This window comes from Streptomyces sp. NPDC047515 (assembly GCF_040643055.1).
In the GTDB taxonomy this organism is placed as follows: Bacteria; Actinomycetota; Actinomycetes; order Streptomycetales; family Streptomycetaceae; genus Streptomyces.
The window spans coordinates 73,271-99,318 of the sequence record NZ_JBEYTM010000010.1; the positions used below are offsets into that span (position 1 = coordinate 73,271).

A 26,048-nucleotide genomic window follows, 5' to 3' on the forward strand; every position below is an offset into this window, starting at 1 on the left:
CGGCTACTCCCCGCCCCGCTGGCCGGGCTTCTGCCCGACCGCCCTGATCTCGGCGGGGGTGGGAGCCTTCGCCGCGTCGTGCTGGGCCTGGGCGGCCATGGCGAGGTCGCCCTCGATGTACTCGCTGGTGGCCTTGACCGTGCCGTCCATCGACTTCTTCGTACGGGCGGCCATGAACCTGATCCGCTGCTGGGTGTCGGCGACGAAGTTCACCACCGCGGCCCCCACCGGCCCTGCGGGCGCCTCACCGCAGTACGGACCACTGATCGTCCCGGCGTGCTGCGCGGCGTCCTCCACGCTCTCGCCGTAACCCCTGACGTCCTTGCTCAGGTCCTCGGCCGCCAGCCCCACCAACGACAGAACGGACTCCACCCCGCTCGGCCTGATGTCCCACCCCGTCATGCCACCCCCCCCCCCGCATCCCCCGGCTGATACGTCTCGTCAACTGCGTCCAGCAACGCACGTGCCACTGACAACAGGATCTTCATCTGTATCAAGGTGCTCGTAGCATTGGCAACGCATTTCAAGCCAAACGTGCGTTCAGGTGAGCGCGGAGCGTGTTGGCCGAGATGACGTGGCGACTCGGCATCATCGCTGGATGAGCAGCTCGCGCCGCCCTTTTCGTTTCCTGCTGCCGTTTCATGAGGCGGGGGCCGGGCGGTCGAGCGGGACGACTTACGGTGTTTGCGATAGAGAAGCGGGTTGCGGGCGTCAGGTCCGGGCAAGCTCAAGCCCGGCCGGAGCACGAGACCGGTACGGCCCGCCGGACGACCCCGGCGCTACCGCTTCGGCGCCCCCGCCCGTACCGAGCGCACCACGCCCGCCGCGGCGATCAGGAAGCCCACGCCCATCAGCATGCACAGCGACCAGGCGATGGACGGGAGCGGATGGGTGCCGAGGAAGAGGGGGGCCATGGTGGCCAGGGTGGACAGTGCGCCGACGAAGAAGACGATCGCGCCGATCCGGACCAGCCGGTCACCTGCGCCAGAAGGTGTAGTACTCACCCCGCCAGGGTAGTTCCCGGCACCGGCGAAACGTCCCGCGGCGAGTCGCGCGCGGCGCAGGCACCGTTTCTGGACACAGTCCGGATGACCAGGCTTGACGAGGGGTACTTCCCCTGGGGAGGCTTCTGCCAGCAGGGGAGCACCACCACTGGATAGCCTGACCTGCTGAGGCTTTGTTCCGGCATACAGGTTGCATACGGGTTGAGATGGGGTGCGTGCTTTGCCGACTGGCAAGGTCAAATGGTTCAACAGCGAGAAGGGCTTCGGCTTCCTCTCCCGCGACGACGGCGGCGACGTCTTCGTGCACTCCTCCGTGCTCCCCGACGGCGTCGACGCACTCAAGCCCGGCCAGCGCGTCGAATTCGGCGTCGTGGCAGGTCAGCGCGGAGACCAGGCGCTCTCGGTGGCGGTCCTGGACCCGACCCCGTCCGTCGCGGCCGCACAGCGCCGCAAGCCGGACGAGCTCGCGTCCATCGTGCAGGATCTGACCACCCTGCTGGAGAACATCACGCCGATGCTGGAGCGCGGCCGCTACCCCGACAAGGCGGCCGGTAAGAAGATCGGCAGCCTGTTGCGCGCGGTCGCCGACCAGCTCGACGTGTAGGACCGCCTCCGGCCCCGGCCTTCCGACAGGCTCTCAGACGAACGACAGCGCGTCCGGGCCGAGGGGTGGTACCAGCCCCTCGGCCGCGGCGCGGGTCAGCAGCCCGCGGATCGCCGCGTAACCGTCCTCGCCGAGGTCGGCCGTGAACTCATTGACATACAGCCCGATGTGCTGGTCCGCCACGGCCGGGTCCATTTCCTGGGCGTGCTCCAGCACGTAGGGCCGTGACGCCTCCGGGGCGTCCCAGGCCATCCGTACCGAGGTGCGCACGGACTCGGCGAGCAGCTTCAGCATGTCCGCGCCCAGCGAGCGCTTGGCGATGATCGCGCCGAGCGGGATCGGCAGCCCGGTCGTCTCCTCCCAGTGCCGGCCCATGTCGGCGAGGTTGTGCAGCCCGTAGTTCCGGTACGTGAAACGGGCCTCGTGGATGACGAGACCGGCGTCCACCTTCCCGTCGCGCACGGCGGGCATGATCTCGTCGAACGGCATGACGACGATCTCGCCGACCCCGCCCGGCACCACCTCCGCCGCCCAGAGCCGGAACAGCAGATACGCCGTGGAGCGTTCGCTCGGCACGGCGACGGTCCTCCCCGTCAGATCCGTCCCCGCCTCCCTGGTGAGGACGAGCGGTCCGCAGCCCCGCCCGAGCGCCCCGCCGCACGGCAGCAGCGCGTACTCCTCCAGCACCCAGGGCAGCACCGCGTACGAGACCTTGAGCACGTCGAGTTCGCCGCGCTCGGCCATTTTGTTGGTGATGTCGATGTCGGCGAAGGTGACATCGAGGGCGGGCGCGCCGGGGACCCTTCCGTGCGCCCAGGCGTCGAAGACGAAGGTGTCGTTCGGGCACGGCGAGAACGCGATGTGCAACGGGTTCGACGGGTCATGCGTCGTGTCGGTCATGGTGGGTCCAACCTTCCAGTACGGGTACGAGCTTCCCGAACGCCCCGGTGAGCGCGGCCAGCGCGTCGCCGATGCGCCACGTGTCGCGGTCGCGCGGGCCGACGGCGTTCGAGACCGCCCTCAGTTCCAGCACCGCCACGCCCGAGCGCTCGGCGGCCTCGGCGACGCCGAAGCCCTCCATGGCCTCGGCGGCGGCCCGCGGGTGTGTGGCGAGCAGGGCTGCGGCGCGCTCGGCGCTGCCCGTCACGGTCGAGACGGTGAGGATCTCGCCGGGGAGCGCGCCGGTGGCGGCGGCCACGTCCCGTACGCGCGCGGGCGGTGGCGTGAACCGGTCGCGCCCGAAGCCCAGGGCGGTGACGGGCACGAAGCCCTCGGGCGTCTCCGCGCCCAGATCGGCGGCGACGATGCCGCTCGCGACGACGAGCGAGCCGACCGGGGCGGCGGACGCGAACCCGCCGCCGATCCCGGCCGAGACGACGAGGTCGTACGGCGCCGAGGCAAGGCCGAAGGCCGTCGCGGCGGCCGCGGCGGCCGGTCCGGCGCCGCCCGCGAGGACATCGACGGCGACGGAGCCGCCGGGGCGGCCCGCATGGTGGATCCGGGCTCCCGGCACCTCGGACACGGACGGTTCGGACACGTCCTGGAACGCACGCGTGACCGCGTCCCGTTCGGCGGGGACAGCGGTCACGACGAGCACACGCACGGGGCGGATCCTCCGAGGTCAGGAGGGGCAGACGAGGGTCAGGAAGTCTTCTTCAGCTCGAAGTGCCAGATGCCCGTGAGCTGCTTGCCCTTGGTCTCCACGATGCTGATCTGCGTACTGTTCGCGGTCTCGCCGGTCTGGCTGGAGAAGAAGGCGCTGCCCGGGATGGACCGGTAGGTCTTCTTGTACGGCTCCTGCTCGGCCTGCTGACCGTTGATGAACAGCGTCCAGCCGTTGTCCGCGATCTCCGGGTCGACGCCGAAGTGGACCTTGTCGTCCATCGCGACCTTGACGGACTTCTCCGCCTTCTTGTTCAGGCAGCTCTGGTACTCGGACGGTTTGAGGGCCTTGCCGTCGTTGTAGCAGGACGCCTCGGTGCTCACCGAGTTGCCGCCGACCGTCACGGTTGCGAGCGGCGTGGGCTTGCTGCAGGCGGAGAGGACAAGGAGTCCCGCGGACACGGCACCAAGAGCGACGCCGATTCGACGGCTCTTGCCGGAGAAGAACGCAACGGTCATGGGCCGAAGGCTATCGGTCGCTCCGGTTCACGCCACGCGGGGGTGCGGCGAGCCGCGCCGAGCGGCGCTCAGCAGGCCCCGTACGGACGTGGCCGCGCCCAGGGCGAGGATGCCGGCGGCGACCGACATGCCCAGTACGCCGTTGAGGGGGAGGGCGATGCCGATTCCGCCGCCGATCACCCACGCCATCTGGAGCACGGTCTCGGACCGGGCGAACGCGGATGTCCGCACCTCCTCCGGCACGTCGCGCTGGATCATCGCGTCCAGTGAGAGCTTCGACAGGGCCTGGGTGAAGCCCGCCGTCGCACTGAGCGCGGCGACCATGACGGCGCTGAAGAACAGGGCGGCGAGCACGGCGATGCCCAGGGCCAGGGCCAGCACCGCGGCGACGATCGCCTCGGGGCCGCGCGCCCGGAGCCAGGAGCCGACCGCCGTACCGACCGCGTTTCCCGCGCCGGCCGCCACGCCGACGATGCCGAGCGAGACGGCGGCGCTCTGTCCGGCGAGCGGCTGCTCGCGCAGCAGGAACGCGAGGAAGAAGATCAGGAAGCCGGAGAGCGCGCGGTGCGCGGTGTTGGCCTGGAGCCCGTTCAGCACGGACGGCCCCACGGACCTCAGGCCGGGCCGCTTCTCCCCGTTCCTCTCCCGGCGCCCCGCTCTGCCACCCCTTCCGTTCCGCTCCGTCGCGGGCCGGGCGGACGTCACGCTGTGCGGCAGCACCAGCTGGGCCTTCCGCTCGCCCTTGGCGGAGTCGACCTTGGGCGGCAGCGTGAAGGCGAGGACGGTTCCCCCGATGAAGATCGCGCACGCGCCGTACAGCGGCCAGCCGGAGCCGATGGTCTGCAGCCCCGCCCCGATCGGGGCGGCGACACCGGTCGCCAGGAGCCCGGCCAGGGTGACCCGGGAGTTCGCCTTGACCAGGGAGAAGCGGGGTGGCAGCAGGCGTGGCACGACCGCGCTGCGCACCACTCCGTACGCCTTCGAGCAGACCAGGACGCCCAGCGCGGCCGGGTACAGCTCCAGACCGCCGGTGGCGACCGCGCCCGCCATGGTGAGCGCGAGCACCGCGCGGGCCAGCATCGCGCCGGCCATCGCGGCCCGGCGGCCGTGCGGCAGATGGTCGAGGAGCGGGCCGATCACGGGGGCGAGAAGGGTGAAGGGCGCCATGGTGACGGCGAGGTAGAGCGCGACACGGCCGCGGGCCTCGTCCGTCGGTACGGAGAAGAACACCGTCGAGGCGAGCGCGATCGTGATCATCACATCGCCCGCGCCGTTCACGGCGTGCAGCTCGATCAGCTTGCCGAGCCCGGATTCGCCGGCGCCGTGGGCGTGCGTCGCCTTCCGGATTCCTCTCGCGGTGCCGGTGAACGGGGTCCGCAGGGCATGACCGATCGTCCGGCCCGTCCTGCGGAGCGGGCCGGAATCCTTGTGCGACCTGGCGGAAGTCACCTCGTCATAGTGCCCCAGTGAGGGCACCCGCGAACCGGGATCGGTCCGGGGCACGGATGCACTCCGCCCTGTCGGGCCAGTCGTCCGCCCGGTCCTGACCGGGCGGACCCGGTGGCACCGGCCGGTGGCCGTCGGGCGTTCCGGGGCGGTCTTCGCGCGGGCACGGAGCCGGATACGGCCTTGTTTGGGACGGGCAGGTGGGCGGGGGGCGGCAGAGAGGGTAGCGTGCGTAGCGCGCCACCGGCGGTTGTTCTCGGCCGCGCGCCTATCGGCGATCCCGCAGAATGGATGGCAGAAGGTGCGCCCGAGGCAGGCACAACGGGTGTGGACGTCGACGCGGCCCCCAGGTCCGCTCCGCCCGCATCCGTCATGGCCGAAATCGATGGATGTGCTGGCGCACTCGTGAGACTGGCGTAGGAGAGAAGCGAGACCTGTGAGTGCTGCGACGACGCGAAGCCGTACGGCCCGTACCCCCGTCCCCGACCGTCTGTGCGCCGAGGCGGTAGATCTCGCCCGCGCGGCGGCCGAGGAAGCAGCCGCGCCGGGGGTCGTCGGCGAGCATGTGGCCGTGGTCTCCGAGGGTGACCGGGTCGTCACGCACTTCTTCGAGTGCAAGGAGCCGGGCTACCGGGGCTGGCGCTGGGCGGTGACCGTGGCGCGCGCCTCCCGCGCGAAGAACGTCACCCTCGACGAGACGGTGCTGCTGCCCGGCAGCGACGCGCTCCTCGCCCCCGAGTGGGTGCCGTGGAGCGAGCGGCTGCGCCCCGGGGACATGGGGCCCGGCGATCTGCTGCCCACCGAGGCGGACGACATCCGCCTGGAGCCCGGCTACACCGGCGAGGACGAGCCGCCGCCGAACTCCGCGGTCTCCGAGATGTCGCAGGAGATGGCCGACCTCGTCGACGCGGAGGACGCGGAACTGACGACGCGCCCCGCGACGACGAGCCGGGGCTCGATCGCGGCGCTCGCGGACGAGCTCGGCATGCGGCGGGCGCGGGTGCTGTCGCGGTACGGGCTGCATGCGGCGGCCGACCGGTGGGACGAGTCGTTCGGCGCGAAGACGCCGATGGCCCAGGCGGCCCCGGCCTCGTGTGTGACCTGCGCGTTCCTGGTGCCGTTGGCGGGTTCGCTGAAGCAGGCGTTCGGGGTGTGCGCGAACGAGTTCGGCCCGGCGGACGGACATGTGGTGTCGCTGTCGTACGGGTGCGGCGGGCATTCGGAGGCGGCGGTGATGCCGAAGCCGCCGAAGCCGGCGCCGCACGCGCTGGACACGATGCAGGTGGACGAGTACCCGTTGCGCCCGGCCCGGGACTCCGGCTCGGTCCCGGCGGAACCGGACACCCCCACGGAGGACCTCGGCCACTCCTGAGCGGGGCGCGGGGCGCGGGGCTGCGGGGCGCTCGGGCGCGCTCCCGGTGAGGCCCGCGGGCCCCGGCGCGCCGGTTCCGTCCACGATCGCCGGACGGGCCTGATCCGGCCGTCCCTGCGGTGGGACGCCCCGGCCCGCAAGGGCGGCCTCGGCCGTGGGAGCACCCCGGCGCGCAAGGACGGTTCCGCGCCCATCCGGGCTGATCCGGACGAGAGGCCCCTGGTCGGCCCGCACCCGGGCCCGTCCGGCGTTCGAGGACGGAACCCGGCCCCTGGGTGGGGCAGATGCGCCATCCCCCGCGTGGAGTGCCGTTCGCGGCGCCCCGTCCGGCGCGAGGACCCGGTACCTTCAGGCGCACACTTGGCCCCACGGGCAACGCGTAAACCGGAGAAGAGCGGAGTCAGAGCGTGAGCATGAATGCGACCGAGGGGGCCGATCCGTTCGGGACCGCACGGCTGCGACGCGGTGTGCTCGACGCCTGGGGTGCCGGCCCCGCCAGGTTCCGCGAGGACGCCAACGCCGAGGAGGACCTCGCGCTCGGCGGCTACCGCGACCGCCTCGTCGTCGAGCTGGCCCAGAACGCCGCCGACGCCGCCGCCCGCGCACAGGTCCCCGGCCGGCTCCGCCTCACGCTGCACGCGGCGACCGCGGACGCCCCCGCCGTACTCGCCGCCGCCAACACCGGCGCCCCCCTCGACGCCACCGGCGTGGAATCGCTCTCCACCCTGCGCGCCTCCGCCAAGCGCGAGGGCCATGAGGGCGCTGTCGGCAGGTTCGGCGTCGGGTTCGCCGCCGTGCTCGCGGTGAGCGACGAGCCCGCCGTCGTCGGCCGGCACGGCGGCGTCCGCTGGTCCCTCGCCGAGGCCCGCGACCTCGCCGCACGGGCGGCCGTCGCCAGCCCCGGCCTCGGCGACGAGCTCCGCCGCCGCGACGGCCACGTACCGCTGCTGCGGCTCCCGCTGCCCGCCGAGGGCACCGCACCCGACGGGTACGACACCGTGGTCGTCCTCCCGCTGCGCGACGGCGGCGCCGAGGACCTCGTCGTCCGGCTGCTCACCGCGGTCGACGACGCGCTCCTGCTCACCCTGCGCGGCCTCGACGAGATCGCGATCGAAACCCCGGACGCCGTACGGACGTTGCGCCGCTCGCAGCACGGCCCGTACACCCACGTCGAGGACTCCGCGCACGGTACGCACCGCTGGCGCACCGCCGTCCGGCACGGTGTCGTCGAGCCCGACCTGCTCGCCGACCGGCCCCGCGAGGAACGGCTGCGCCCGCACTGGTCGGTCACCTGGGCGGTCCCGGTGGACGCGGAGGGCGCCCCGGTACGCCCCCGCACCGCCCCCGTCGTCCACGCGCCGACCCCCACCGACGAACCCCTCGGCATCCCCGCGCTGCTCATCGCGTCGCTGCCGCTCGACACCACCCGCCGCCATCCCGCCCCGGGGCCGCTCACCGACTTCCTGGTGCAGCGCGCGGCCGACGCGTACGCCGAGCTGCTCGCCGGCTGGCAGCCCTTGTCCATCGACACCATCGACCTCGTCCCCGGCCCGCTCGGCAAGGGCGAACTGGACGGCGCGCTGCGCGGCGCGATCCTGGAGCGGCTGCCGCGCGTCGCGTTCCTGGAGCCCGCCGCACCGCGCGAACCCACTGCCGAAGCGGACCGATGGGACAGCTGGGACGCGGCGGCGGAGGGCATCCGCGAGGCGGCCACCACCGCGCTGCGCCCCATCGAGGCCGAGGTGCTGGAGGGCGTCGGCGCCGAGACCGTACGGGTGCTCGCCGAGGTCCTGCCGTGTCTGCTGCCCGCCGGACTGGAGCGCCGCAGCGAACTGCGCACCCTCGGCGTCGCCCGCGTCCCGCTGACCGAGGCGATCGACCGGCTCGCCGGGCTGGAACGCGACCCCGGCTGGTGGCGGCGGCTGTACGACAGCCTGTCCGGCATCGACCCGGACCGCCTGTCCGGCCTGCCCGTCCCGCTCGCCGGCAGGCCGGTGGCGGACGCCGGGACCCCGGCCGCTCCCCGCACCACCATCGGCCCCCGCCAGGTCCTCCTCCCGCTCCCGGACGCCCTCACCGCCCCGGTCCTGGAGCGCCTAGCCCGGCTCGGGCTGAAGGTCGCCCACCCGGACGCCGCCCATCCGCTGCTGGAGAAGCTGGGCGCCCTGCCCGCCACGCCCCGCGCCGTGCTGACGACCCCGCAGGTGCGGGCCGCCGTCGCCGGTTCGCTGGACGCGGGCGAGATCTGGGACGAGGACGCGCTGGACGCCGACGAGCTCGCCGAGACCGTCCTCACCCTCGTACGCGACGCCGAACTGGCGCCCGGAGACGAACCCTGGCTCGGCGCGCTCGCCCTTCCCGACGAGGACGGCGAACCGGCGCCCGCCGGTGAACTCGTGCTGCCCGGAAGTCCGTTCGCGGCCATCATGCGGGAGGGTGAACTCGCCCTCTGCGACCAGGAACTGACCGACCGCTGGGGAACGCAGCCGCTTACCGCCTGCGGAGTGCTCGCCACCTTCGCCCTCGTACGGGCCGCCGACGTCGTCCTGGACCCGGACGAACTGGAGCCCCGCGAGGGCGACTTCGCCGAGCCCGACGACGCCGGTCTGCTCGACGCCGTGGACGTGTGGTGCGAGGACGTCCTCGACCAGCTGCCCGATTCTCCTGTGCCACCGGTCGCCACCGAACTCGTCGCCGTACGCGACCTGGACCTCGTCGACGACGACGCCTGGCCGCAGGCGCTCGCGCTGCTCGCCCAGCCGCCGTTGCGCGATGCGCTCACCCAGCCGGTACGGGTGCTGCTGCCCGACGGTACGACGCGGTCCGTCCGCCCGTACACGGCCTGGTGGCTGCGCGACCACCCCGTGCTCGACGGCCGCCGCCCGGCCGGTCTGCGGGCGGCGTCCGGCGACCCGCGGCTGGCCGGACTGTACGACTCCGCCGACGCGACCGGTTTCGACGACGCCCAGGTGCTGCGCGCCCTCGGCGTACGGACGTCCGTGGCCGCGCTCCTCGACGAGCCCGGCGGCGCCGCCGAACTCCTCGGCCGGCTCGCGGACGAGGACCGTGAGGTCGGCCCCGTACAACTGCACTCCCTGTACACGGCGCTGGCCGATCTCGACCCGGAACAGGTCACGCTCCCCGACGAACTGCGGGCCGTGGTCGACGGCGGGGTCCGGGTGGTCGACGCGGCGGACGCCGTGATCGCGGACGCACCGGACCTGCTGCCGCTCACCCGTGGGCTTCCGCTGCTGCCGGTCGCCCCGACGCGCGCGGCCGATCTGGCCGAGCTCTTCCAGGTGCGGCGGCTCGGCGAGAGCGTCGAGGCGGAGGTGACGACGGAGGGCGAGGAGCATCGCGTGCCGGATCCGGTACGGGTGCTGCTCGGCGCCGGAACCCCGGAGGCGTACCTCGAACACGGCGAACTGCGCGCGGGCGGCGTCGAACTGGACTGGCGCCGCACCCCCGACGGGACCGTGCACGCCGCCACGCTGGAAGGCGTCGCGGCCGGGCTGGCCTGGGCGGCGGGTCAGTGGCCGCGCCGCTTCGAGGTCGCGGCGCTGCTGGAGGACCCGTCCCGTACGGAGGAACTGGCCCGGGACCGCTGGTTCGACTGACCGGCCGGTGCGGGCCCTGAGCACATCCGTGCCGGAGCCCGCAGCGCATGCACAAGAATTCCCCAGCAGGCGCACAACCGTTCACGTCTCCCGGTGGTCTCTCCTGCGAAGCCACCAGGCTTCACAGACGATCTCGGGCCCCTGGCGGACGACCGCCGCGGGCCCCCTTCTCCCTGTTGGGGAATGAACATGCGCATTCGTGCCACCGTGGCCGCCGTGACCGGCGCCCTGGCTCTCTCCGCCCTTGTCATTCCGTCGGCGGCCCAGGCCGACGACACGCACCGCTCGACCGTCAGCGACGTCGCGCGTGCCGCTCAGTCCACCACCGGTGCCGGCTCCGGTGCCAAGTCCGGCGCGCGCTCCCTCGCGGCCGTCAGCACTCCGGGCCAGCTCGACCTCACCTTCTCCAAGTTCACGGTGAACGGCGGCAAGCCGATCGCCGTGGGCACCACCGCCACGAAGACCGTGCCGACCACGTTCACCGTGACGCACGCCGCCAATGTGAACATCTTCGCCTCGGACTTCGCGCTCGATGTCGAGCTCTACCGCGGCTCGTTCGAGAGCCCGACGAACGAGCTCTACGGCGATGCCGCCCCCACCTGCAAGGCCGTCTCCTCCACGGTCGCCACCTGCAAGGGGCAGATCGCCATCTGGCCGCAGGTCGACCTGTTCGGCAACGCCGATGCCACGACGTGGAAGGCGATGGGCTTCGCCGTCGACTACAACGGCCAGGACCCGAGGGACCCCGACGTCAGCAAGATCGGCTTCGCGCTGCAGGACGGCCTGGGCACGGCCCGTGTGCAGCGGCTGTCGAAGCTGACGGTCGACGCCGCCCCGGAGCCCGTGAAGAAGGGCGGGACGATCACGGTCACCGGCAAGCTGTCGCGGGCGAACTTCGACGACCTGAAGTACCACGGCTACGCCACGCAGCCGGTGAAGCTCCAGTTCCGCAAGAAGACCAGCTCCACGTACACCACGGTCAAGACGATCAAGTCGAGCAGCACCGGCACCCTGAAGACCACGGTCAAGGCGTCGGTCGACGGTTACTGGCGCTACAGCTTCGCCGGTACGTCCACCACCCCGGCCGTCTCGGCCGCGGGTGACTTCGTCGACGTGAAGTAATTTCCGTCGCGCCACACGCACCACCGCGGGCCGTGCCCGGGGACGGCTCCCGTCCCCGGGCACGGCCCTCCGCGTGGGTCGCCGCGTTTCTCACTGCGGGACGACACACAAGAAATCCACTTTGCGTACAACCCTTCACATGCGTAAGAGGTCTGGTCTTTCGAGTCAGCAGACTCTCAGACCCGACGAGCCCCGCCCGGGTCGCACCACGTACCCGCGGGGCCCCTTTCTCCACTGGGGAAACACATGCGCATTCGTGCCACTGTTGCTGCCGTCTCCGGCGCCTTGGCCCTGTCCGCTCTGGCCGTACCGGCCGCCCAGGCGGACGGCCCGGCGGTACCCGATCTGCACGTGCCCACCGCCGCCGAGGTGTTCGGCAGCGCGGCCAAGGCCCCCGCCGCGGTCTCGCGTGCGGCCGCCGCGGACCCCGTCATCTCCAAGATCACCGTCAACGGCGGCAAGAACATCGTCCTCGGGACCACGGACTCGAAGAAGATCACCATCTCGGTCACCGCCTCGCACCCCTCCGGCATCTCCGACGGCTTCGCGTTCCTGTGGCACGGAACCGATCTCGTCTCGGAGGACGGCGTCGACGGGGCGATCATCCCGAACGAGGACATGGGGAACTGCAAGAAGATCAACAGCACCACGTCCACCTGCTCGTTGACGTACACGATCAACCCGCGGAACCAGCTCTACAAGAACGCTCTGGCGGGCACCTGGCACGTTGCCGCCGGTGCGCTGGCCGGTGACGAATCAACCTCTTCGTGGAACGACTACGCGACCACAGCCCGGGTGCAGCGCCTGTCCCGGCTGACGGTCAACGCCGCTCCGGAGCCCGTGAAGAAGGGCGGGACGATCACGGTCACCGGGAAGCTGTCGCGGGCGAACTGGGAGGACCACGCGTACCACGGCTACACCGGACAGCCGGTGAAGCTCCAGTTCCGCAAGAAGACCAGCTCCACGTACACCACGGTCAAGACGATCAAGACGAACAGCACCGGCAACCTGAAGACCACGTCCAAGGCCACGGTCGACGGTTACTGGCGCTACAGCTTCGCCGGTACGTCCACCACCCCGGCCATCACGACCGCGGGCGACTTCGTCGACGTGAAGTAGCCGCGCCGCCGCACGGCGCTACGCCGGGAAGCGGCGGCCGACCAGCCGCCAGGCGTACTCCAGGGCGGCCGACGCCACCACCGCGATCCCCACCGCGGTCCACGGCATCGTCACTCCCACCAGCTTCAGCGCGAAGAAGTTCTGCAGCCACGGCACCACCAGCACGATCAGGAACGCCACCCCCATCGCCACCACCAGGCAGATCCGCCACCAGGTGTACGGGCGGGCGATGATCGCCAGGACCCACATCGAGACCAGGAACAGCGTGAGCGTGGCCACGCTGGTCTCCGCGTCCAGCGCGCCCGTGCCGGCGTAGTGGCTCCGGGCGATCAGATACGTCGCGAAGGTGGCCACGGCCGCGATGGTGCCCGACGGGATCGCGTACCGCATGACACGGCGCACGAAGTGCGGATGGGCCCGTTCCTTGTTGGGGGCCAGCGCGAGGAAGAAGGCCGGGACGCCGATCGTCAGCGTCGACAGCAGGGTCAGGTGGCGCGGCAGGAACGGGTAGTCGACCTGGAAGCAGACCACCAGGATCGCCAGCAGCACCGAGTAGACGGTCTTGGTCAGGAACAGGGTGGCGACCCGGGTGATGTTGCCGATCACCCGGCGCCCCTCGGCGACGACGGACGGCAGCGTCGCGAAGCTGTTGTTGAGCAGCACGATCTGGGCGACGGCCCGGGTCGCCTCGGAGCCGGAACCCATGGAGACGCCGATGTCGGCGTCCTTCAGCGCCAGCACGTCGTTGACGCCGTCACCGGTCATCGCGACGGTGTGGCCGCGGGACTGGAGCGCGGCGACCATGTCCCGCTTCTGCTGCGGGGTGACCCGGCCGAAGACCGCGTTCTCCTCCATGGCCGTGGCCATGTCGTCCGGGTCGGTGGGCAGCCGGCGGGCGTCCAGAGTGTTCTCGGCGCCCGGCAGGCCGAGCTTTCCGGCGACCGCGCCGACGGAGACCGCGTTGTCGCCGGAGATGACCTTGGCGGCGACGCGCTGGTCGGCGAAGTAGGCCAGCGTCTCCCCGGCGTCGGGCCGCAGCCGCTGCTCCAGCACGACCAGCGCGCTCGGGACGGCCCCGGTGGCCATGTCCGGCCCTTCGAGCGCGCCTTGCGCACGCGCCAGCAGCAGCACCCGCAGCCCCTGCTCGTTGAGCTGTTCGATCTCGGTGAGCGCCGGGTCCTGGTCGGGCAGCAGCACATCGGGCGCGCCGAGCAGCCAGGCCGACGCCCGGCCGCCACCCTCGTCGAACGCGGCACCGCTGTACTTGCGGGCCGAGGAGAACGGCAGCGACTGCGTGCACCGCCACTCCTCGCCGTCCGGGTAGGCGTCGACGATGGCCTGCAGGCTGGCGTTGGGCCGCGGGTCGGAGGCGCCGAGGGCGCCCAGCACGCGGTGGATGTAGGTGTTGTCCGCACCGCTCAGCGTCCGCACCTCGGTGACGTCCATGCCGCCCTCGGTGAGGGTGCCCGTCTTGTCCAGGCAGACGACGTCGACGCGGGCCAGCCCCTCGATGGCGGGCAGCTCCTGCACCAGGCACTGTTTGCGGCCGAGCCGTACGACCCCGATCGCGAAGGCGACCGAGGTGAGCAGCACCAGGCCCTCCGGGATCATCGGGACGATGCCGCCGACGGTCCGGGCGACCGACCCCTTGAAGTCGTTGTTGTTCACGACGAGCTGGCTGATGATCAGGCCGATCGCGGTCGGCACCATCATCCAGGTGACGTACTTGAGGATGGTGGAGATGCCGGTGCGCAGCTCGGACTGGACGAGGGTGAAGCGGGACGCCTCCTCGGCGAGCTGCGCGGCGTAGGCCTCGCGGCCGACCTTCGTGGCGGCGAACGAGCCGCCGCCCGCGACGACGAAGCTGCCGGACATCACGTGATCGCCGGGCTGCTTCAGTACCGGGTCGGCCTCGCCGGTGAGCAGCGATTCGTCGATCTCCAGGCTGTCGGCCTCGGCGACCGTGCCGTCCACGACGACCTTGTCCCCGGGTCCCAGCTCGACGAGATCACCGAGGACGATCTCGGAGGTGGAGATCTCGGCCGAGACGCCGTCGCGCCGCACCGTGGGTTTGGCCTCGCCGATGACCGCGAGGCTGTCCAGCGTCTTCTTGGCCCGCCACTCCTGGATGATGCCGATACCGGTGTTGGCGATGATCACGAAGCCGAAGAGGCTGTCCTGGATCGGTGCGACGAACAGCATGATCAGCCAGAGCACGCCGATGATCAGGTTGAACCGGGTGAAGACGTTGGCGCGGACGATCTCGCGGACGGACCGGGACGAGCGGACGGGTACGTCGTTGACCTCACCGCGGGCGATCCGCTCGGCCACCTCGGCCGCGGTCAGCCCACGGGTGCTCAGGGCCGCGGTCGGCAGCTTCATCGGGTGGACCGGGTCGAGCTCGGATCCGGCGTCGATCATGGCCGGCCCGGGGAGGCCGCCGGAGCCGGAAGCCTCGGGGGTCTGCTCGTCGGAGGAATGGGGTGCCCGCTGCGTCATGGTTCCGACGGTACGGGTGGATCGTCCGAATCACCCACTGAGGGGTCCGAAGATCAGACCGGGGGAGGAGGGGAACGCGGAGGAATGGTCCTGCGGTGGTACGAGGACCCTGATGCGGGGCGCTACCGGTGTGGTCAAGGGCGGCGCCGGGTGATGCCGGTCGGTGTGCGGACGGCGGCGGAGCGTATGTGGGGCGACGCCGCGGAGTGGGCGGAGGGTGTGCGGACGGCGCCGGGGAGTGTGCGGGCGGGGCCGGCCGGGGTCAGGCCGTGACGCCGGACGTGCCTCCGGTGTCCGTTCCGGCGCCCGGCGCGGAGGTACCGGAAGCCTCGGCCTCGGCCGCCGCGGCGGCGCGCTTGAGCGCCGCGTCGCGTCCCCGCACGTACCAGATGCCGATCAGGCCGAGCCCGGCACCGGCCAGGCAGGTCCAGACCCACCACAGGTGTCCGTGATCGTCGAACCAGCCGTAGAACGGCAACTGGACCAGGAAGAGGACGAACCAGAGGATCGTGCCGCCGGTGATGGTGGCGACGACGGGCCCCTCCAGGGGCTCGGGTGCCTCGTGCTTCGGTGTCCACTTCGCCATGGCCTCAGTGTATGGCGCCCCCTGTCGCACCCTCCCGTAGCCCGTATGGGCGGCATGAATAAAGGCCGCCGGGCCCGTCGGCCCAAGGGTCTACGCGCGGAGATAGCGATCTTCGCCCTATGTATTCATACTGAATCTGCTCAAGGCTGTCTCGATTTATTCGTGTGAAAGTCCAAAGCTGACCACTTTTAACCCCCTCTACGTACGACTGAGGTCATACATGTCCCCCTCGGCCACCGCTCCGGTCGATTCCTCGCCGTCCACGGCCCCTCAGCCGCAGGGCGGCCTGGATCGTTTCTTCAAGATCTCCGAGCGGGGGTCGTCGGTCGCACGCGAGATCCGCGGCGGATTCGCCACGTTCTTCGCCATGGCGTACATCATCGTGCTGAACCCGATCATTCTCGGTAGCGCGAAAGACATAAACGATCACTACCTCAGTCATGGTCAGCTGGTCACCGCCACCGTGGTGACCGCGGCCTTCTCCACCCTCCTCATGGGTGTCATCGGCAATGTGCCGATCGCGCTGGCCGCCGGGCTCGGCGTCAACACGGTCGTCGCCCTCCAGCTCGCCCCGAAGATGACCTGGCCGGACGCGATGGGCATGGTCGTCCTCGCGGGCATCGTGGTCATGCTGCTGGTCGCGACGGGGTTGCGGGAACGCGTGATGCACGCCGTACCGAAGTCGCTCCGCAAGGGCATCGCGATCGGTATCGGTCTCTTCATCCTGCTGATCGGCCTGGTCGACTCGGGCTTCGTCTCCCGCATGCCGGACGCCGCGCACACCACCGTTCCGCTGCAGCTCGGCGGCGACGGTCACCTCACCGGCTGGCCGGTCCTCGTCTTCGTCCTCGGCGCGCTGCTCACCCTCGCGCTGATCGTCCGCAAGGTGTCGGGCGCCATCCTGATCTCCATCGTCGCGATGACGGCGGTGGCTCTGGTCATCAACGCGATCGCCGACCTGCCGGGCGAGGCGTGGGGCCTGACCGTCCCGCAGTGGCCGGGCAACCCGGTCGCCACTCCGGACTTCGGGCTGCTCGGCCACGTCAGTCTGTTCGGCGGGTTCCACAAGGTGGGTGTCCTCACCGGCATCCTGTTCGTCTTCACCGTGCTGCTGTCCTGCTTCTTCGACGCGATGGGCACCATCCTGGGTGTCGGCGACGAGGCGAAGCTGACCGACAAGGACGGCAACTTCCCCGGCATCAACAAGGTGCTGTTCGTGGACGGCATCGCGGTCGCCGCGGGCGGTGCGAGCTCCGCCTCCGCGGGCACCTGCTTCGTGGAGTCCACCGCGGGTGTCGGCGAGGGTGCCCGCACCGGCCTCGCGAGCATCGTGACGGGGCTGCTGTTCACGGCCGCGCTGTTCCTGACGCCGCTGGCGACCATGGTCCCGTCGCAGGCGGCCACCCCGGCCCTGCTGGCGGTCGGCTTCCTGATCATCTCCGGTTCGGTGCGCGACATCGACTGGAGCGACTACACGCTCGCCATCCCGGCCTTCCTGGCCATGCTGATGATGCCGTTCACGTACTCGATCACCAACGGCATCGGCATCGGCTTCATCGCCTTCTCCGTGCTGCGGGTGGTGGCCGGGCGCTGGCGCGAGGTGCCGGTGGCCATGTACGCGGTGTCGGCGGTCTTCGTCTTCTACTACGCGATGCCGGCCCTCGGCCTCACGTGACCCCTTCCGCCCTGATTCCCGCGGTCCCTTCCGGACCGTAGAACTTCTCCGTCTCGTCGACGGCCGCCTTGAAGCGCTCGTCGAAGTCATCGCGAATGAGCGTCCGGACGACATAGTCCTGGACGCTCATTCCGCGTTTGGCGGCATGCTGCCGGAGCCGGTCGAGCAGCTCACCGTCTATCCGCAGGCTGAGCACAGTCGATCCCATGGCAAGCAGGGTTACGGCCCAGGAGGTCGTTTCGCGTCACTTTCCGGAGCCGACTCACTCGTTCGGGTGATCGATTAGGTGATCTGCCTCTCGCGCGTGTAACGCGAATGGTCTTTAGGGTAGGTAATGAGTTACCCTAATAAACATGCCTGACCTGATCCACGACGGCGACAGTGCGGCCGCCGTGAGCTCCCTACGCTCCGCCGTGATGCTGCTCGGCCGACGCCTGAAGCACCAGCGCGTCGACGAGTCGCTGAGCCCCACCGAGATGTCGGTGCTCGGCACGCTCGCCCGCTGCGGTTCGGCCACGCCCGGTGAGCTGGCCCGCAAGGAGCATGTGCAGCCTCCGTCGATGACTCGCATCGTCGCGCTGCTGGAGGCGAAGGGGCTGGTCAGACTGGAACCGCACCCCGATGACCGTCGCCAGAAGATGGTCAGCCAGACCGAGCAGGCGGAAGCCATGCTCGAAGAGAGCCGCTCCAAGCGGAACGCCTGGCTGACCACCCTTGCCGAGGGCCTGGACGAGGAGGAGTGGGAGACGCTCCGCAAGGCGGCGCCCGTGCTGGAGAAGCTCGCCCACCTGTAGCGGGGCGGCCGCGCCTGCCCCATGGCCGGCACCGTCCGCACCGCCGCATCCCGTCAGTCAGCGAAACGTATATGCCCAAGGAGGCGAACCCTTTTGAGTACGGGATCCGGAGCAGACTCCGCCCCCGCACCGACTTCCACCCACGAGAGCACGACCGGCGGGACCTTCTCGTCGCTGAAGATCCGTAACTACCGCCTGTTCGCCACGGGCGCCGTGATCTCCAACACCGGTACCTGGATGTCCCGCATCACGCAGGACTGGCTGGTCCTCAGCCTCACCGGGTCCGCCACCGCCGTCGGCATCACCACGGCCCTCCAGTTCCTCCCGATGCTTCTCTTCGGCCTGTACGGCGGCGTCATCGCCGACCGTCTCCCGAAGCGGAAGCTTCTTCTTGTCAGCCAGGCGGCGCTCGGCCTGTGCGGGATCGCCCTCGCGGCGCTCACGCTCTCCGGCGTCGTCCAGGTGTGGCACGTCTACCTCATCGCGTTCCTGCTCGGCATGGTGACGGTCGTCGACAACCCGGCCCGTCAGTCGTTCGTCTCCGAGATGGTCGGCCCCGCCCAGCTGCGGAACGCCGTCAGTCTCAACTCGGCGAACTTCCAGTCCGCCCGGCTCATCGGCCCGGCCGTCGCCGGTGTCCTGATCACCACGGTCGGCAGCGGCTGGGCCTTCATGTTCAACGGCCTGTCCTTCGCGGCCCCGCTCGTCGGCCTGATGCTGATGCGGACGAGCGAGCTGCACAAGGCCGTCGTCGTGCCGCGTGCCAAGGGCCAGCTGCGCGAGGGCCTGCGCTATGTCTCCGGCCGCCCCGATCTGATCTGGCCGATCGTCCTGGTCGGCTTCGTCGGCACGTTCGGGTTCAACTTCCCGATCTGGCTCACGGCCTTCGCGGACGAGATCTTCCACGGCGGCGCCGGGATGTACTCGTTCTTCAACATCCTGATGGCAGCCGGCTCCCTCGCGGGCGCCCTGCTCGCCGCCCGCCGCCGTTCCTCGCGGCTGCGGATGCTGGTGGCCGCGGGCACGGTGTTCGGCCTGCTGGAGATCATCGCGGCCATGTCGCCGTCCGTCTGGCTCTTCGCGATCCTGCTGGTCCCGATCGGCATGATCGGCCTGACGACCAACATCAGCGCCAACACGAGCGTCCAGATGGCCGCCGACCCGGCGATGCGCGGCCGGGTCATGAGCCTGTACATGATGGTCTTCGCCGGCGGTACGCCGGTGGGTGCCCCGATCCTCGGCTGGGTCAGCGACGCCTACGGGGTCCGTACGGGCATGGTCGTCGGTGGCGCGTTCTCGCTGGTGGCCGCGCTCGGTGTCGGCTTCATGCTGGCCCGCGTCGGTGGTCTCCGGCTCCAGGTCGACCTCCGGCCGGGCCGCCCCCACGTGCGGTTCGTCCCGCGCGAGGAGCTGGCCACGGCGGCCTGAGCGCCGCCCGTGCGACACACGGCACGGCCCCGACCGGGTGGGATACCGGTCGGGGCCGTGCCGTGTGTCGGGGCGCGGTCAGTCGCGGGGGAACGTGTCGGTCCGGAGGGTGAGGCCGACGACGGTGTCGGTCAGGTCGATCGGGGTGCCGAAATCGAGGCTCAGCACACTGCGGTATTCGTCGTCCTTCGGGAGCGTGTGGAGGTGCCATGTGCCGGTGTAGGGGTCGGCGATGACGTACACCGGCACGCCGGCGGTGGCATACGTGGCCTTCTTCGGGCCGTAGTCGTTGGCGGCGGTGTCCTTGGAGATCACCTCCGCGACGAACTCGATGTCCTGGTAGCGATACCGCCCCTTGGCGTCGTGCGCAGCGCCCTCGGCCAGGGCCACGACGTCCGGGGCGAGGCCGTTGAGGCGGCCCGGAAAGTCGAAGCGGACGCCGGATGTCAGTTGCTCCTCCCCGTACCTGGAGAGCAGCTGCCTGATGAGCGCCAGGATGATCCGCCAGTGAATGTCCCGCTGGGGCGACATGTAGATGATCCCCTCGACGATCTCGACCTTGAATCCCTCGGGGGTGGGCTCAAGCCACTCGAACATCATGTCCAAGGTGCGCTCGTCGCCGTTGTCGGCCATCTCGATCCTGTCGGTGTCTACGACGGTCATCGTGCCGCTCCTCCCCACTGCCGCACGGGCGCGGGCAGCCGCGTAGGACAACGATACGTACGGAGCCCGGGACACGCCGATACGGTGCGACACTCGGCCCATGAGCAGCCTCAGACTCTTCGTCGCCGTGTCGCCGCCCGACCAGGCGGTCCAGGAACTGCGCCGTGCCGTGGACGCGCTGCGTTCGCTGCCCGGTGCCGGGAAGCTGCGCTGGACCGGCACGCCCGGCTGGCACTTCACGCTCGCTTTCCTCGGGTCCGTGGACGAGGAACTGGTACCCGAGCTGGATGAGCGCCTCGCGCGGGCGGCCCACCGCGCCGAGCCCTTCCCGCTGCGCCTCCACGGGGGCGGCCGGTTCGGCGGCCGGGCGCTCTGGGTGGGGGCGGCGGGTTCGCTCGACACCTTGCGGCTCCTCGCCGAACGCGCCGACGCCGCCGCCCGCCGCACCGGCATCCCGATGGACGAGCACCGCCGCTACAGCCCCCACCTCACCCTCGCCCGCTCCCGCACCGACGCCGACCTGCGCCCCTACGTCGAGGCACTCGCCGACTTCGAGAGCACGCCGTGGGAGGTCGGTGAGCTCGCCCTCGTACGCAGCAACCTGCCGGTCGGCGGGGTGCCGGGCGAGAAGCCGCGGTACGAGACGGTCGCATCCTGGTCGCTGGGCCGCTGAGAGCGGCGGTTAGGCTCGAAGGGTGGATCCGAAGACCAGAAACCGCATCATGGCCGCCGTGCTCGTGCTGATGTTCGTCGTCGTCGCCGTGGCAGCCGCCGTCGGACAGTGACGCGCGGCTGAGAGCCTGTCGGGCGGCCTCTGATCGGGCGGCCACGCCCTGGCACGCACTCCCCCAAGGCATTAACGACCTCGCTGCGGCGCCGGCTGCGCGAGGCCGACGACGTGGACATCAGCGACGAGAACCGCTGGTTCACGGTCCTGGCCTTCCTACGCCATCTGGAGTCCCCGGCCGCGCAGGCGGACGTGCTGCGCCGTCGGCTCGCGTTCCTGGAGGAGCCGAGCAGCTTCTTCTACGAGGGCGAGCGACCGCTCGGCGCCGAGGTGTTCGAGGACCCGTTCCGGCGGGGGCTGCTGCGGATCGCCCGCGCGACCAGCGAGACGGAGCTGAGCTGGCTCGGGGAGACGCTCAAGGAACTCGACGCCTCGCTCTGACGCGGACGCGCAACGGACCGCCGTCGCCCTCGCCCCCGAACGGGGACGGGGCAACGGCGGCCTGTACCTGCCGGACGGACAGCCCGTCAGTCCGTCCTCACCAGGCGAACGCCTCCGGCGACGGCCCCGGCCCCGGGAAGATCTCGTCCAGCGAGGCCAGCAGCTCCGCCGAGAGGTCGAGCTCCAGGGCCCGCAGCGCCGAGTCCAGCTGCTCCTGGTTGCGCGGACCGACGATCGGCCCCGTCACCCCCGGCCGGGAGAGCAGCCAGGCCAGGCCGACCTCGCCCGGCTCCAGGCCGTGCTTGTCGAGCAGGTCCTCGTACGCCTGGATCTTCGCGCGCTGCGCCGAGTCCTGCAGCGCGTCCGCGCTGCGCCCGGAGACCGAACGCCCCGCCGTGCCCTCGCGCTCCTTCTTCAGCACACCGCCCAGCAGGCCGCCGTGCAGCGGGGACCACGGGATGACCCCGAGGCCGTACTCCTGGGCGGCCGGGATGACCTCCATCTCGGCGCGGCGCTCCATCAGGTTGTAGATGCACTGCTCGCTGACCAGGCCCAACGAGCCGCGCCGGGCCGCCAGTTCATTGGCCTGGGCGATCTTGTAGCCGGCGAAGTTCGACGAGCCCGCGTAGAGGATCTTGCCCTGCTGCACCAGGACGTCGATCGCCTGCCAGATCTCCTCGAAGGGGGTGTTCCGGTCGACGTGGTGGAACTGGTACAGGTCGATGTAGTCCGTCTGGAGGCGCTTCAGCGAGGCCTCGACCGAGCGCCGGATGTTCACGGCGGAGAGCTTGTCGTGGTTGGGCCAGGCCTCGCCGTCGGCGCCCATGTTCCCGTACATCTTGGTGGCCAGGACCACCTTGTCGCGGCGTTCGCCGCCCTTGGCGAACCAGGTGCCGATGATCTCCTCGGTACGGCCCTTGTTCTCGCCCCAGCCGTAGACATTCGCGGTGTCGAAGAAGTTCAGGCCCGTGTCCAGCGCCGCGTCCATGATGGCGTGGCTGTCCACCTCATTGGTCTGCGGGCCGAAGTTCATGGTGCCGAGGACGAGGCGGCTGACCTTGAGTCCGGTGCGTCCGAGCTGCGTGTACTTCATGGACACCAAGCCAACGCCTTCGAGTCCGCTCGAAGCAAGGGCGACCCCGAACGCACCCTGCCCCCGGCGGCACCGGGGGCAGGAGCGTCGTGCGAATGAGCGACCGAACGTCTCAGCCGGTCACTTCAGGTACACGATCCCGTCGGTGGTGACCGTCGGCCGGCCCGACGTGGCCACGACGACGATCTTGACGGTGTGCTTGGCACCGCTGGTCCAGCTCTGCGTCCACAGGGCGTCGCGGTACTTGGTGGTGCTGGACTTCAGGTCCACCGTGGACACCTTCGCGCCGTCCACATAGACGTACACCTGGCCGGAGGTGGCGGCCCTGGAGACGACCAGGGCGACCGAGCGGCCGGTGAACGTCCAGCTCAGGCTCGCGTTCTTGGACGAGCTGGAGTACGACTTGCCGCCGAGGTAGCTGGACGAGGACTTCGTCGTCCAGGTGCCGGTCTTCGTCGCCGAGCTCTCCTGGACGATGACGGGTGTGCCGGAGACGGACGCGGCGGCGGTGTTGCCCGCCTGGTCGTACGCGGTCATGGCCCAGCTGGTCGCCGCCCCCGACTTCGCGGTGTGCGAGGCGCTGGTGGTCGTCGGTCCGTAGGTCTTGGCGACCGGGGCGGTGAGCCTGACCTCCTTGAGCGAGGCGGCGTCGGTGGCCTTCCACTTCAGGGTGACCGGGACGGCCGTGGTGTTCACGGTGCCGGGGCGCAGGGCCAGGTTGGGCTTGGTGGTGAAGGCGGGCGCCGTCTGGTCGGCGACCACGGTGGCCGCCGCGGACGTGCTGACCTTGCCCGACTGGTGGGTGGCGCGGACCTGGACCTGGTGGATGCCGACGGCGAGGGTGGCCTTGGCGGAGGTGGCGGTGCCCGCGGTGGTGGCGACGGACTTGCCGTCGACCAGCAGCTCGTACTTGGAGACGAACGCGCTCGGGGTGGTCGCCGACCAGCCCACGGTGATCGCGGACTTGGTGTAGTACGTCGTGCCCGAGAACCCGGCGCCGGTCACCGACTTGATGGCCAGTCCGGTGACGGGTCCCGCGGCGAGGCTGCGGATCGCGGGCAGCTGTCCGTACAGCTTGGTGCCGGGGCACTCGGTCGCGAAGCCGTCGCGGTGGCCGGAGATCTGCTTGAAGGAGTACTGCGTGCCGGCGGTGAACTTGGTGCCGGCGAGGTTGCCGCCGGTGGCGCCCGCGGTGAGCATGGTGCTGCCCGCCGGGTCGCCCTTGTACTGGCCGAGCTTCCACGCGGCGATCCGGGCCACCGAGGTGGTCACCGCGCTCGGGGCGGCCGAGTCCGTGTACGTGCCGAGGACCGCGATGCCGGCCGTCTGCCGGTTGAAGCCGTAGGTGTGCGCGCCGAAGACCGGCCGGTCCACCCCGCCCTTACGACCCTCGAAGATCGTGCCGCACTTGTCGACCAGGAAGTTGTAGCCGATGTCCTTCCACTTCTCGCTCTGGACGTGGTACGCGTACACGCTGCGCACGACGGCCGCGGAGTCGGCGCACGAGTAGGTGTTGGTCCCGGCGGTGTGGTGGACGAAGACGGCCTTGACGGTGTCGGTGTACTCCGGGGCCTCCGGGCTGATCGACTCGTCGGCGCCCCAGCCCGCACGCGGGGTGATGGGCGGCTTCGGCACGGTCGACGGCGGCGCGGGCGGCAGGCTCTCGGCCGGGGACGAACTGACCGACGGCGAAGGGGTCGGGCTCGCCGGGGGAGTCGTGACGCCCGTGGCCGGGGCGGACGGGGACGGCGACGCCGGGTCGGTCGGCGGGACCTCGGCGGGCGGTTCCGTGGCGTCGCCGGGCTCGGGCGGCTCGGGCGTGACCGGGTCCGAAGGGTCGTCGGTCGGATCGGTCGAGGGGGTGTTTGCGGGGAGGTCGGCGGCGAAGGCGGCGGGGTCCGCGTTCAGGGTGCCGCTCCGGCCCGGGTCCACGGTGTCCAGCCGCAGCCCCGCGGGCAGCTTCGTGGAGACCTTGCCACCCGCGTTGATCCGTACCTCGACGCCGTTGGACGGGCCGACCCAGCGCGGCTCGGTGCTCCCTCGCACGCCGGACCGGCCGGTCTCCGCGCGTCCGTCGGCGTCGGTTTCGAGCGGCAGCCACGCCGTCCACTTCCCGTCGGCGGCGGACCGGGTCCGTACCTCCACGGCTCCGCCGACCTTGGCCGCGGGGTCGGTCCAGGTGACCCCCAGCATGCTGAAGGGCTTGGTGTCCTGCTTGCCGAGCACGGCGGTGGTGCCGTCGCCGTCGACCTTCAGCGCGGTCGCGCGCACATCGGTCCTGGCCGGGCCGGACTTGGCGTCCGAGTCCACCGAGGGATTGCCCGTCACTCCCTCGAACACCAGGACACCCGCCACGGCGGACGTGGCCACGGCAGCCGTGATCCAGATTCTCTTCTTCGATCTCAAGTCGTACCCCAGGGATCGTCTTTGGACTGTCGTTTCGTCACGTGCTGCGTCAGGCGGCAGCACCGGTCGTCACAAGACCAGTGGGGGGTACGAGTGCTACCGCGCATACAGCGGAGAAACAGCTTGCCACGTCCGGACGCCGCCGTGTCTACGCGGGTGGCACCGCGTAGGTCCGGGGAGCGCCGGGTGGTACGTCAGGGACGCTCCGGCCGGGTCCGGACCGCGAACCGGTCCAGCGCCGCCAGCACCGCCCGGCTCGTCGCCGGACCGCCCAGATGCCCCGCAGCGTCGATCACGGTCAGTTCCGCGTCCGGCCACGCCTTCGTCAGCTCCCACGCGGTGATCAGCGGGCCGCCCAGGTCGAACCGCCCGTGCACCAGCACGCCCGGAATCCCCGCCAGCCGCCCCGCGTCCCGGATCAGCTGCCCCTCCTCCAGCCACGCACCCCGGGAGAAGTAGTGGGAGCAGATCCGCACCAGCGCCTGCCGCGCCCGGTCGGGGCGCCCGCTGTACGGCGGCGGTCCCGTGTACGCCTCCTGGGAGAGCACCGCGTCCTCCCAGGCGCACCAGTCGGCCGTCGCCTTCTCCCGTACACCCGCGTCGGGGCTCTCCATCCGCCGGGCGTACGCGGCGAGGACGTCCGCGGTCGCGTCGCTCCCGGCCTCCGGGACACCCGCCCGGAACAGTTCCCACGCCTCGGGGAAGATCTGTCCGGCGCCCCGGTACAGCCAGTCGATCTCGCTGCGCCGGGTCGTCGTCACCGCCGGGATCACGATCTCGGAGACCCGTTCGGGGTGCTGCTCGGCGTACGCGAGGATCAGCGTCGAGCCCCAGGAGCCGCCGTACAGCAGCCAGTTGTCGATCCCGAGGTGGTGGCGCAGCCGCTCCATGTCGGTGATCAGCCGGTCGGTCGTGTTGTACCGCATGTCGGTGGCCGGGTCGCTCGCGTGCGGGGTGGAGCGGCCACAGCCCCGCTGGTCGAAGAGGACGACGCGGTAGCGGTCCGGGTCGAAGTACTGCCGGGGCCGCTCGGTGCACCCCGAGCCGGGACCGCCGTGCACGACGACTGCGGGTTTGCCGTCCGGATTGCCGCACACCTCCCAGTACACGAGGTTGCCTTCCCCGACATCGAGCATGCCGTGCTCGTACGGTTCGATCGGCGGGTACTTCTCGTCGGGCTCGCGGTCCATGGCGCGGCGGCTCCTTCGACTCGGCGGGCAAACTCGGCGGGCAAAGGGGCCAGCGTAGGGCGGGCGTAGCCTGTTCGCTGTGGATTCCGTACCCCGGGTACTGGCCGTACTCGACGAACTGCTGACCGCCGCCACCCACGA

At 71.0% G+C, this 26,048-nt stretch carries 22 protein-coding genes and 1 pseudogene; 10 read left to right on the forward strand and 13 right to left on the reverse strand.

All coding sequences use genetic code 11. The annotated features are described in order from the left end of the window. Positions 1-3: 3 nt before the first annotated feature. The gene (locus ABZ826_RS11275; RefSeq protein ID WP_361445698.1) at positions 4-402 is read right to left on the reverse strand and encodes a DUF6507 family protein; all 399 of its coding nucleotides are present in this window, start codon (positions 400-402) and stop codon (positions 4-6) included. A gap of 377 nt (positions 403-779) precedes the next feature. Continuing rightward, entirely contained in the window at positions 780-1,004 is a 225-nt protein-coding gene (locus tag ABZ826_RS11280; protein ID WP_361445701.1) for a hypothetical protein, read from the reverse strand. Between the two features lie 220 nt (positions 1,005-1,224). Between ABZ826_RS11280 and ABZ826_RS11285 the strand changes: the two genes are divergently transcribed. After that, positions 1,225-1,608 carry a cold-shock protein gene (locus ABZ826_RS11285; protein ID WP_351081896.1) on the forward strand — a complete coding sequence of 128 codons (384 nt, stop codon included), beginning with the start codon at positions 1,225-1,227 and terminating at the stop codon, positions 1,606-1,608. 33 nt (positions 1,609-1,641) lie between these two features. On the opposite strand, the gene ABZ826_RS11290 is transcribed toward ABZ826_RS11285, so the two are convergent. The 4 genes from ABZ826_RS11290 to ABZ826_RS11305 are packed head-to-tail and all read right to left on the reverse strand — an operon-like array spanning position 1,642 to position 5,178. Then, positions 1,642-2,508, reverse strand: a complete 867-nt coding sequence (locus tag ABZ826_RS11290; protein ID WP_361445709.1) for a 1,4-dihydroxy-6-naphthoate synthase — start codon at positions 2,506-2,508, stop codon at positions 1,642-1,644. Continuing rightward, a complete protein-coding gene (locus ABZ826_RS11295; RefSeq protein ID WP_361445712.1) occupies positions 2,489-3,211 on the reverse strand; it encodes a futalosine hydrolase in 723 nt (240 codons plus the stop codon). Before ABZ826_RS11295 ends, ABZ826_RS11290 begins: the two co-directional genes overlap by 20 nt. Before the next feature lie 38 nt (positions 3,212-3,249). After that, complete coding sequence (locus ABZ826_RS11300) at positions 3,250-3,729, reverse strand: DUF2771 domain-containing protein (protein ID WP_361445715.1); 480 nt, start codon at positions 3,727-3,729, stop codon at positions 3,250-3,252. 27 nt (positions 3,730-3,756) lie between these two features. Continuing rightward, on the reverse strand, positions 3,757-5,178 hold the full coding sequence (locus ABZ826_RS11305) for an MFS transporter (RefSeq protein ID WP_361445718.1): 1,422 nt from the start codon (positions 5,176-5,178) through the stop codon (positions 3,757-3,759). Between the two features lie 433 nt (positions 5,179-5,611). On the opposite strand from ABZ826_RS11305, the gene ABZ826_RS11310 reads away from it, so the two are divergent. The 4 genes from ABZ826_RS11310 (at position 5,612) to ABZ826_RS11325 (ending at position 12,405) form a co-directional block, all read left to right on the forward strand. Beyond that, complete coding sequence (locus ABZ826_RS11310) at positions 5,612-6,547, forward strand: DUF3027 domain-containing protein (RefSeq protein ID WP_361445721.1); 936 nt, start codon at positions 5,612-5,614, stop codon at positions 6,545-6,547. 413 nt (positions 6,548-6,960) lie between these two features. Continuing rightward, entirely contained in the window at positions 6,961-10,164 is a 3,204-nt protein-coding gene (locus ABZ826_RS11315) for a molecular chaperone Hsp90 (RefSeq protein ID WP_361446028.1), read from the forward strand. 189 nt (positions 10,165-10,353) lie between these two features. After that, complete coding sequence (locus ABZ826_RS11320) at positions 10,354-11,286, forward strand: hypothetical protein (protein ID WP_361445724.1); 933 nt, start codon at positions 10,354-10,356, stop codon at positions 11,284-11,286. 246 nt (positions 11,287-11,532) lie between these two features. Continuing rightward, positions 11,533-12,405, forward strand: a complete 873-nt coding sequence (locus ABZ826_RS11325) for a DUF5707 domain-containing protein (protein WP_361445727.1) — start codon at positions 11,533-11,535, stop codon at positions 12,403-12,405. A gap of 18 nt (positions 12,406-12,423) precedes the next feature. Here ABZ826_RS11325 and ABZ826_RS11330 read toward each other — a convergent pair whose 3' ends face one another. Together ABZ826_RS11330 and ABZ826_RS11335 are read right to left on the reverse strand one after the other, a co-directional pair. Further along, entirely contained in the window at positions 12,424-14,904 is a 2,481-nt protein-coding gene (locus ABZ826_RS11330; RefSeq protein ID WP_361445730.1) for an HAD-IC family P-type ATPase, read from the reverse strand. Positions 14,905-15,166: 262 nt separating this feature from the next. Then, entirely contained in the window at positions 15,167-15,490 is a 324-nt protein-coding gene (locus ABZ826_RS11335) for a DUF2530 domain-containing protein (RefSeq protein WP_361445733.1), read from the reverse strand. Between the two features lie 220 nt (positions 15,491-15,710). Here ABZ826_RS11335 and ABZ826_RS11340 point away from each other — a divergent pair, with 220 nt between their 5' ends. Further along, positions 15,711-17,165: an NCS2 family permease gene (locus ABZ826_RS11340; RefSeq protein WP_361445736.1), complete on the forward strand. Its 1,455-nt coding sequence runs from the start codon at positions 15,711-15,713 to the stop codon at positions 17,163-17,165. On the opposite strand, the gene ABZ826_RS11345 is transcribed toward ABZ826_RS11340, so the two are convergent. Next, entirely contained in the window at positions 17,158-17,373 is a 216-nt protein-coding gene (locus ABZ826_RS11345) for a ribbon-helix-helix protein, CopG family (RefSeq protein WP_361445739.1), read from the reverse strand. The genes ABZ826_RS11340 and ABZ826_RS11345 overlap by 8 nt on opposite strands. A gap of 145 nt (positions 17,374-17,518) precedes the next feature. On the opposite strand from ABZ826_RS11345, the gene ABZ826_RS11350 reads away from it, so the two are divergent. Beyond that, on the forward strand, positions 17,519-17,959 hold the full coding sequence (locus ABZ826_RS11350; protein WP_093899797.1) for a MarR family transcriptional regulator: 441 nt from the start codon (positions 17,519-17,521) through the stop codon (positions 17,957-17,959). A gap of 93 nt (positions 17,960-18,052) precedes the next feature. Then, the gene (locus tag ABZ826_RS11355; RefSeq protein ID WP_361445743.1) at positions 18,053-19,387 is read left to right on the forward strand and encodes an MFS transporter; all 1,335 of its coding nucleotides are present in this window, start codon (positions 18,053-18,055) and stop codon (positions 19,385-19,387) included. A 78-nt stretch (positions 19,388-19,465) separates the two neighbouring features. On the opposite strand, the gene ABZ826_RS11360 is transcribed toward ABZ826_RS11355, so the two are convergent. Next, positions 19,466-20,050 carry a Uma2 family endonuclease gene (locus ABZ826_RS11360; RefSeq protein ID WP_361445746.1) on the reverse strand — a complete coding sequence of 195 codons (585 nt, stop codon included), beginning with the start codon at positions 20,048-20,050 and terminating at the stop codon, positions 19,466-19,468. A 100-nt stretch (positions 20,051-20,150) separates the two neighbouring features. On the opposite strand from ABZ826_RS11360, the gene thpR reads away from it, so the two are divergent. Then, positions 20,151-20,723, forward strand: coding sequence for an RNA 2',3'-cyclic phosphodiesterase (gene thpR, locus ABZ826_RS11365; RefSeq protein ID WP_361445749.1), 573 nt, complete (start codon positions 20,151-20,153; stop codon positions 20,721-20,723). Positions 20,724-20,918: 195 nt separating this feature from the next. Next, a pseudogene (locus ABZ826_RS11370) lies at positions 20,919-21,218 on the forward strand (PadR family transcriptional regulator); the annotation flags it as partial. A 97-nt stretch (positions 21,219-21,315) separates the two neighbouring features. On the opposite strand, the gene ABZ826_RS11375 reads toward ABZ826_RS11370, so the two are convergent. From ABZ826_RS11375 to pip, 3 genes are all read right to left on the reverse strand, one after another. After that, complete coding sequence (locus ABZ826_RS11375; RefSeq protein ID WP_361445752.1) at positions 21,316-22,311, reverse strand: aldo/keto reductase; 996 nt, start codon at positions 22,309-22,311, stop codon at positions 21,316-21,318. A 120-nt stretch (positions 22,312-22,431) separates the two neighbouring features. Further along, a complete protein-coding gene (locus tag ABZ826_RS11380) occupies positions 22,432-24,717 on the reverse strand; it encodes a peptidoglycan recognition protein (protein ID WP_361445755.1) in 2,286 nt (761 codons plus the stop codon). Positions 24,718-24,911: 194 nt separating this feature from the next. Further along, positions 24,912-25,907 carry a prolyl aminopeptidase gene (gene pip, locus ABZ826_RS11385; protein ID WP_361445758.1) on the reverse strand — a complete coding sequence of 332 codons (996 nt, stop codon included), beginning with the start codon at positions 25,905-25,907 and terminating at the stop codon, positions 24,912-24,914. Between the last annotated feature and the right edge of the window lie 141 nt (positions 25,908-26,048).

Excerpts from the sequence above, each read along its gene's own strand:
- ABZ826_RS11275 (WP_361445698.1), bottom strand. The coding sequence starts at position 402 with ATGACGGGGTGGGACATCAGGCCGAGCGGGGTGGAGTCCGTTCTGTCG.
- ABZ826_RS11290 (WP_361445709.1), bottom strand. The coding sequence starts at position 2,508 with ATGACCGACACGACGCATGACCCGTCGAACCCGTTGCACATCGCGTTC.
- ABZ826_RS11300 (WP_361445715.1), bottom strand. The coding sequence starts at position 3,729 with ATGACCGTTGCGTTCTTCTCCGGCAAGAGCCGTCGAATCGGCGTCGCT.
- ABZ826_RS11315 (WP_361446028.1), top strand. The coding sequence starts at position 6,961 with ATGAATGCGACCGAGGGGGCCGATCCGTTCGGGACCGCACGGCTGCGA.
- ABZ826_RS11320 (WP_361445724.1), top strand. The coding sequence starts at position 10,354 with ATGCGCATTCGTGCCACCGTGGCCGCCGTGACCGGCGCCCTGGCTCTC.
- ABZ826_RS11325 (WP_361445727.1), top strand. The coding sequence starts at position 11,533 with ATGCGCATTCGTGCCACTGTTGCTGCCGTCTCCGGCGCCTTGGCCCTG.
- ABZ826_RS11330 (WP_361445730.1), bottom strand. The coding sequence starts at position 14,904 with ATGACGCAGCGGGCACCCCATTCCTCCGACGAGCAGACCCCCGAGGCT.
- ABZ826_RS11335 (WP_361445733.1), bottom strand. The coding sequence starts at position 15,490 with ATGGCGAAGTGGACACCGAAGCACGAGGCACCCGAGCCCCTGGAGGGG.
- ABZ826_RS11340 (WP_361445736.1), top strand. The coding sequence starts at position 15,711 with ATGTCCCCCTCGGCCACCGCTCCGGTCGATTCCTCGCCGTCCACGGCC.
- ABZ826_RS11345 (WP_361445739.1), bottom strand. The coding sequence starts at position 17,373 with ATGGGATCGACTGTGCTCAGCCTGCGGATAGACGGTGAGCTGCTCGAC.
- ABZ826_RS11350 (WP_093899797.1), top strand. The coding sequence starts at position 17,519 with ATGCCTGACCTGATCCACGACGGCGACAGTGCGGCCGCCGTGAGCTCC.
- ABZ826_RS11360 (WP_361445746.1), bottom strand. The coding sequence starts at position 20,050 with ATGACCGTCGTAGACACCGACAGGATCGAGATGGCCGACAACGGCGAC.
- thpR (WP_361445749.1), top strand. The coding sequence starts at position 20,151 with ATGAGCAGCCTCAGACTCTTCGTCGCCGTGTCGCCGCCCGACCAGGCG.
- ABZ826_RS11375 (WP_361445752.1), bottom strand. The coding sequence starts at position 22,311 with ATGAAGTACACGCAGCTCGGACGCACCGGACTCAAGGTCAGCCGCCTC.
- pip (WP_361445758.1), bottom strand. The coding sequence starts at position 25,907 with ATGGACCGCGAGCCCGACGAGAAGTACCCGCCGATCGAACCGTACGAG.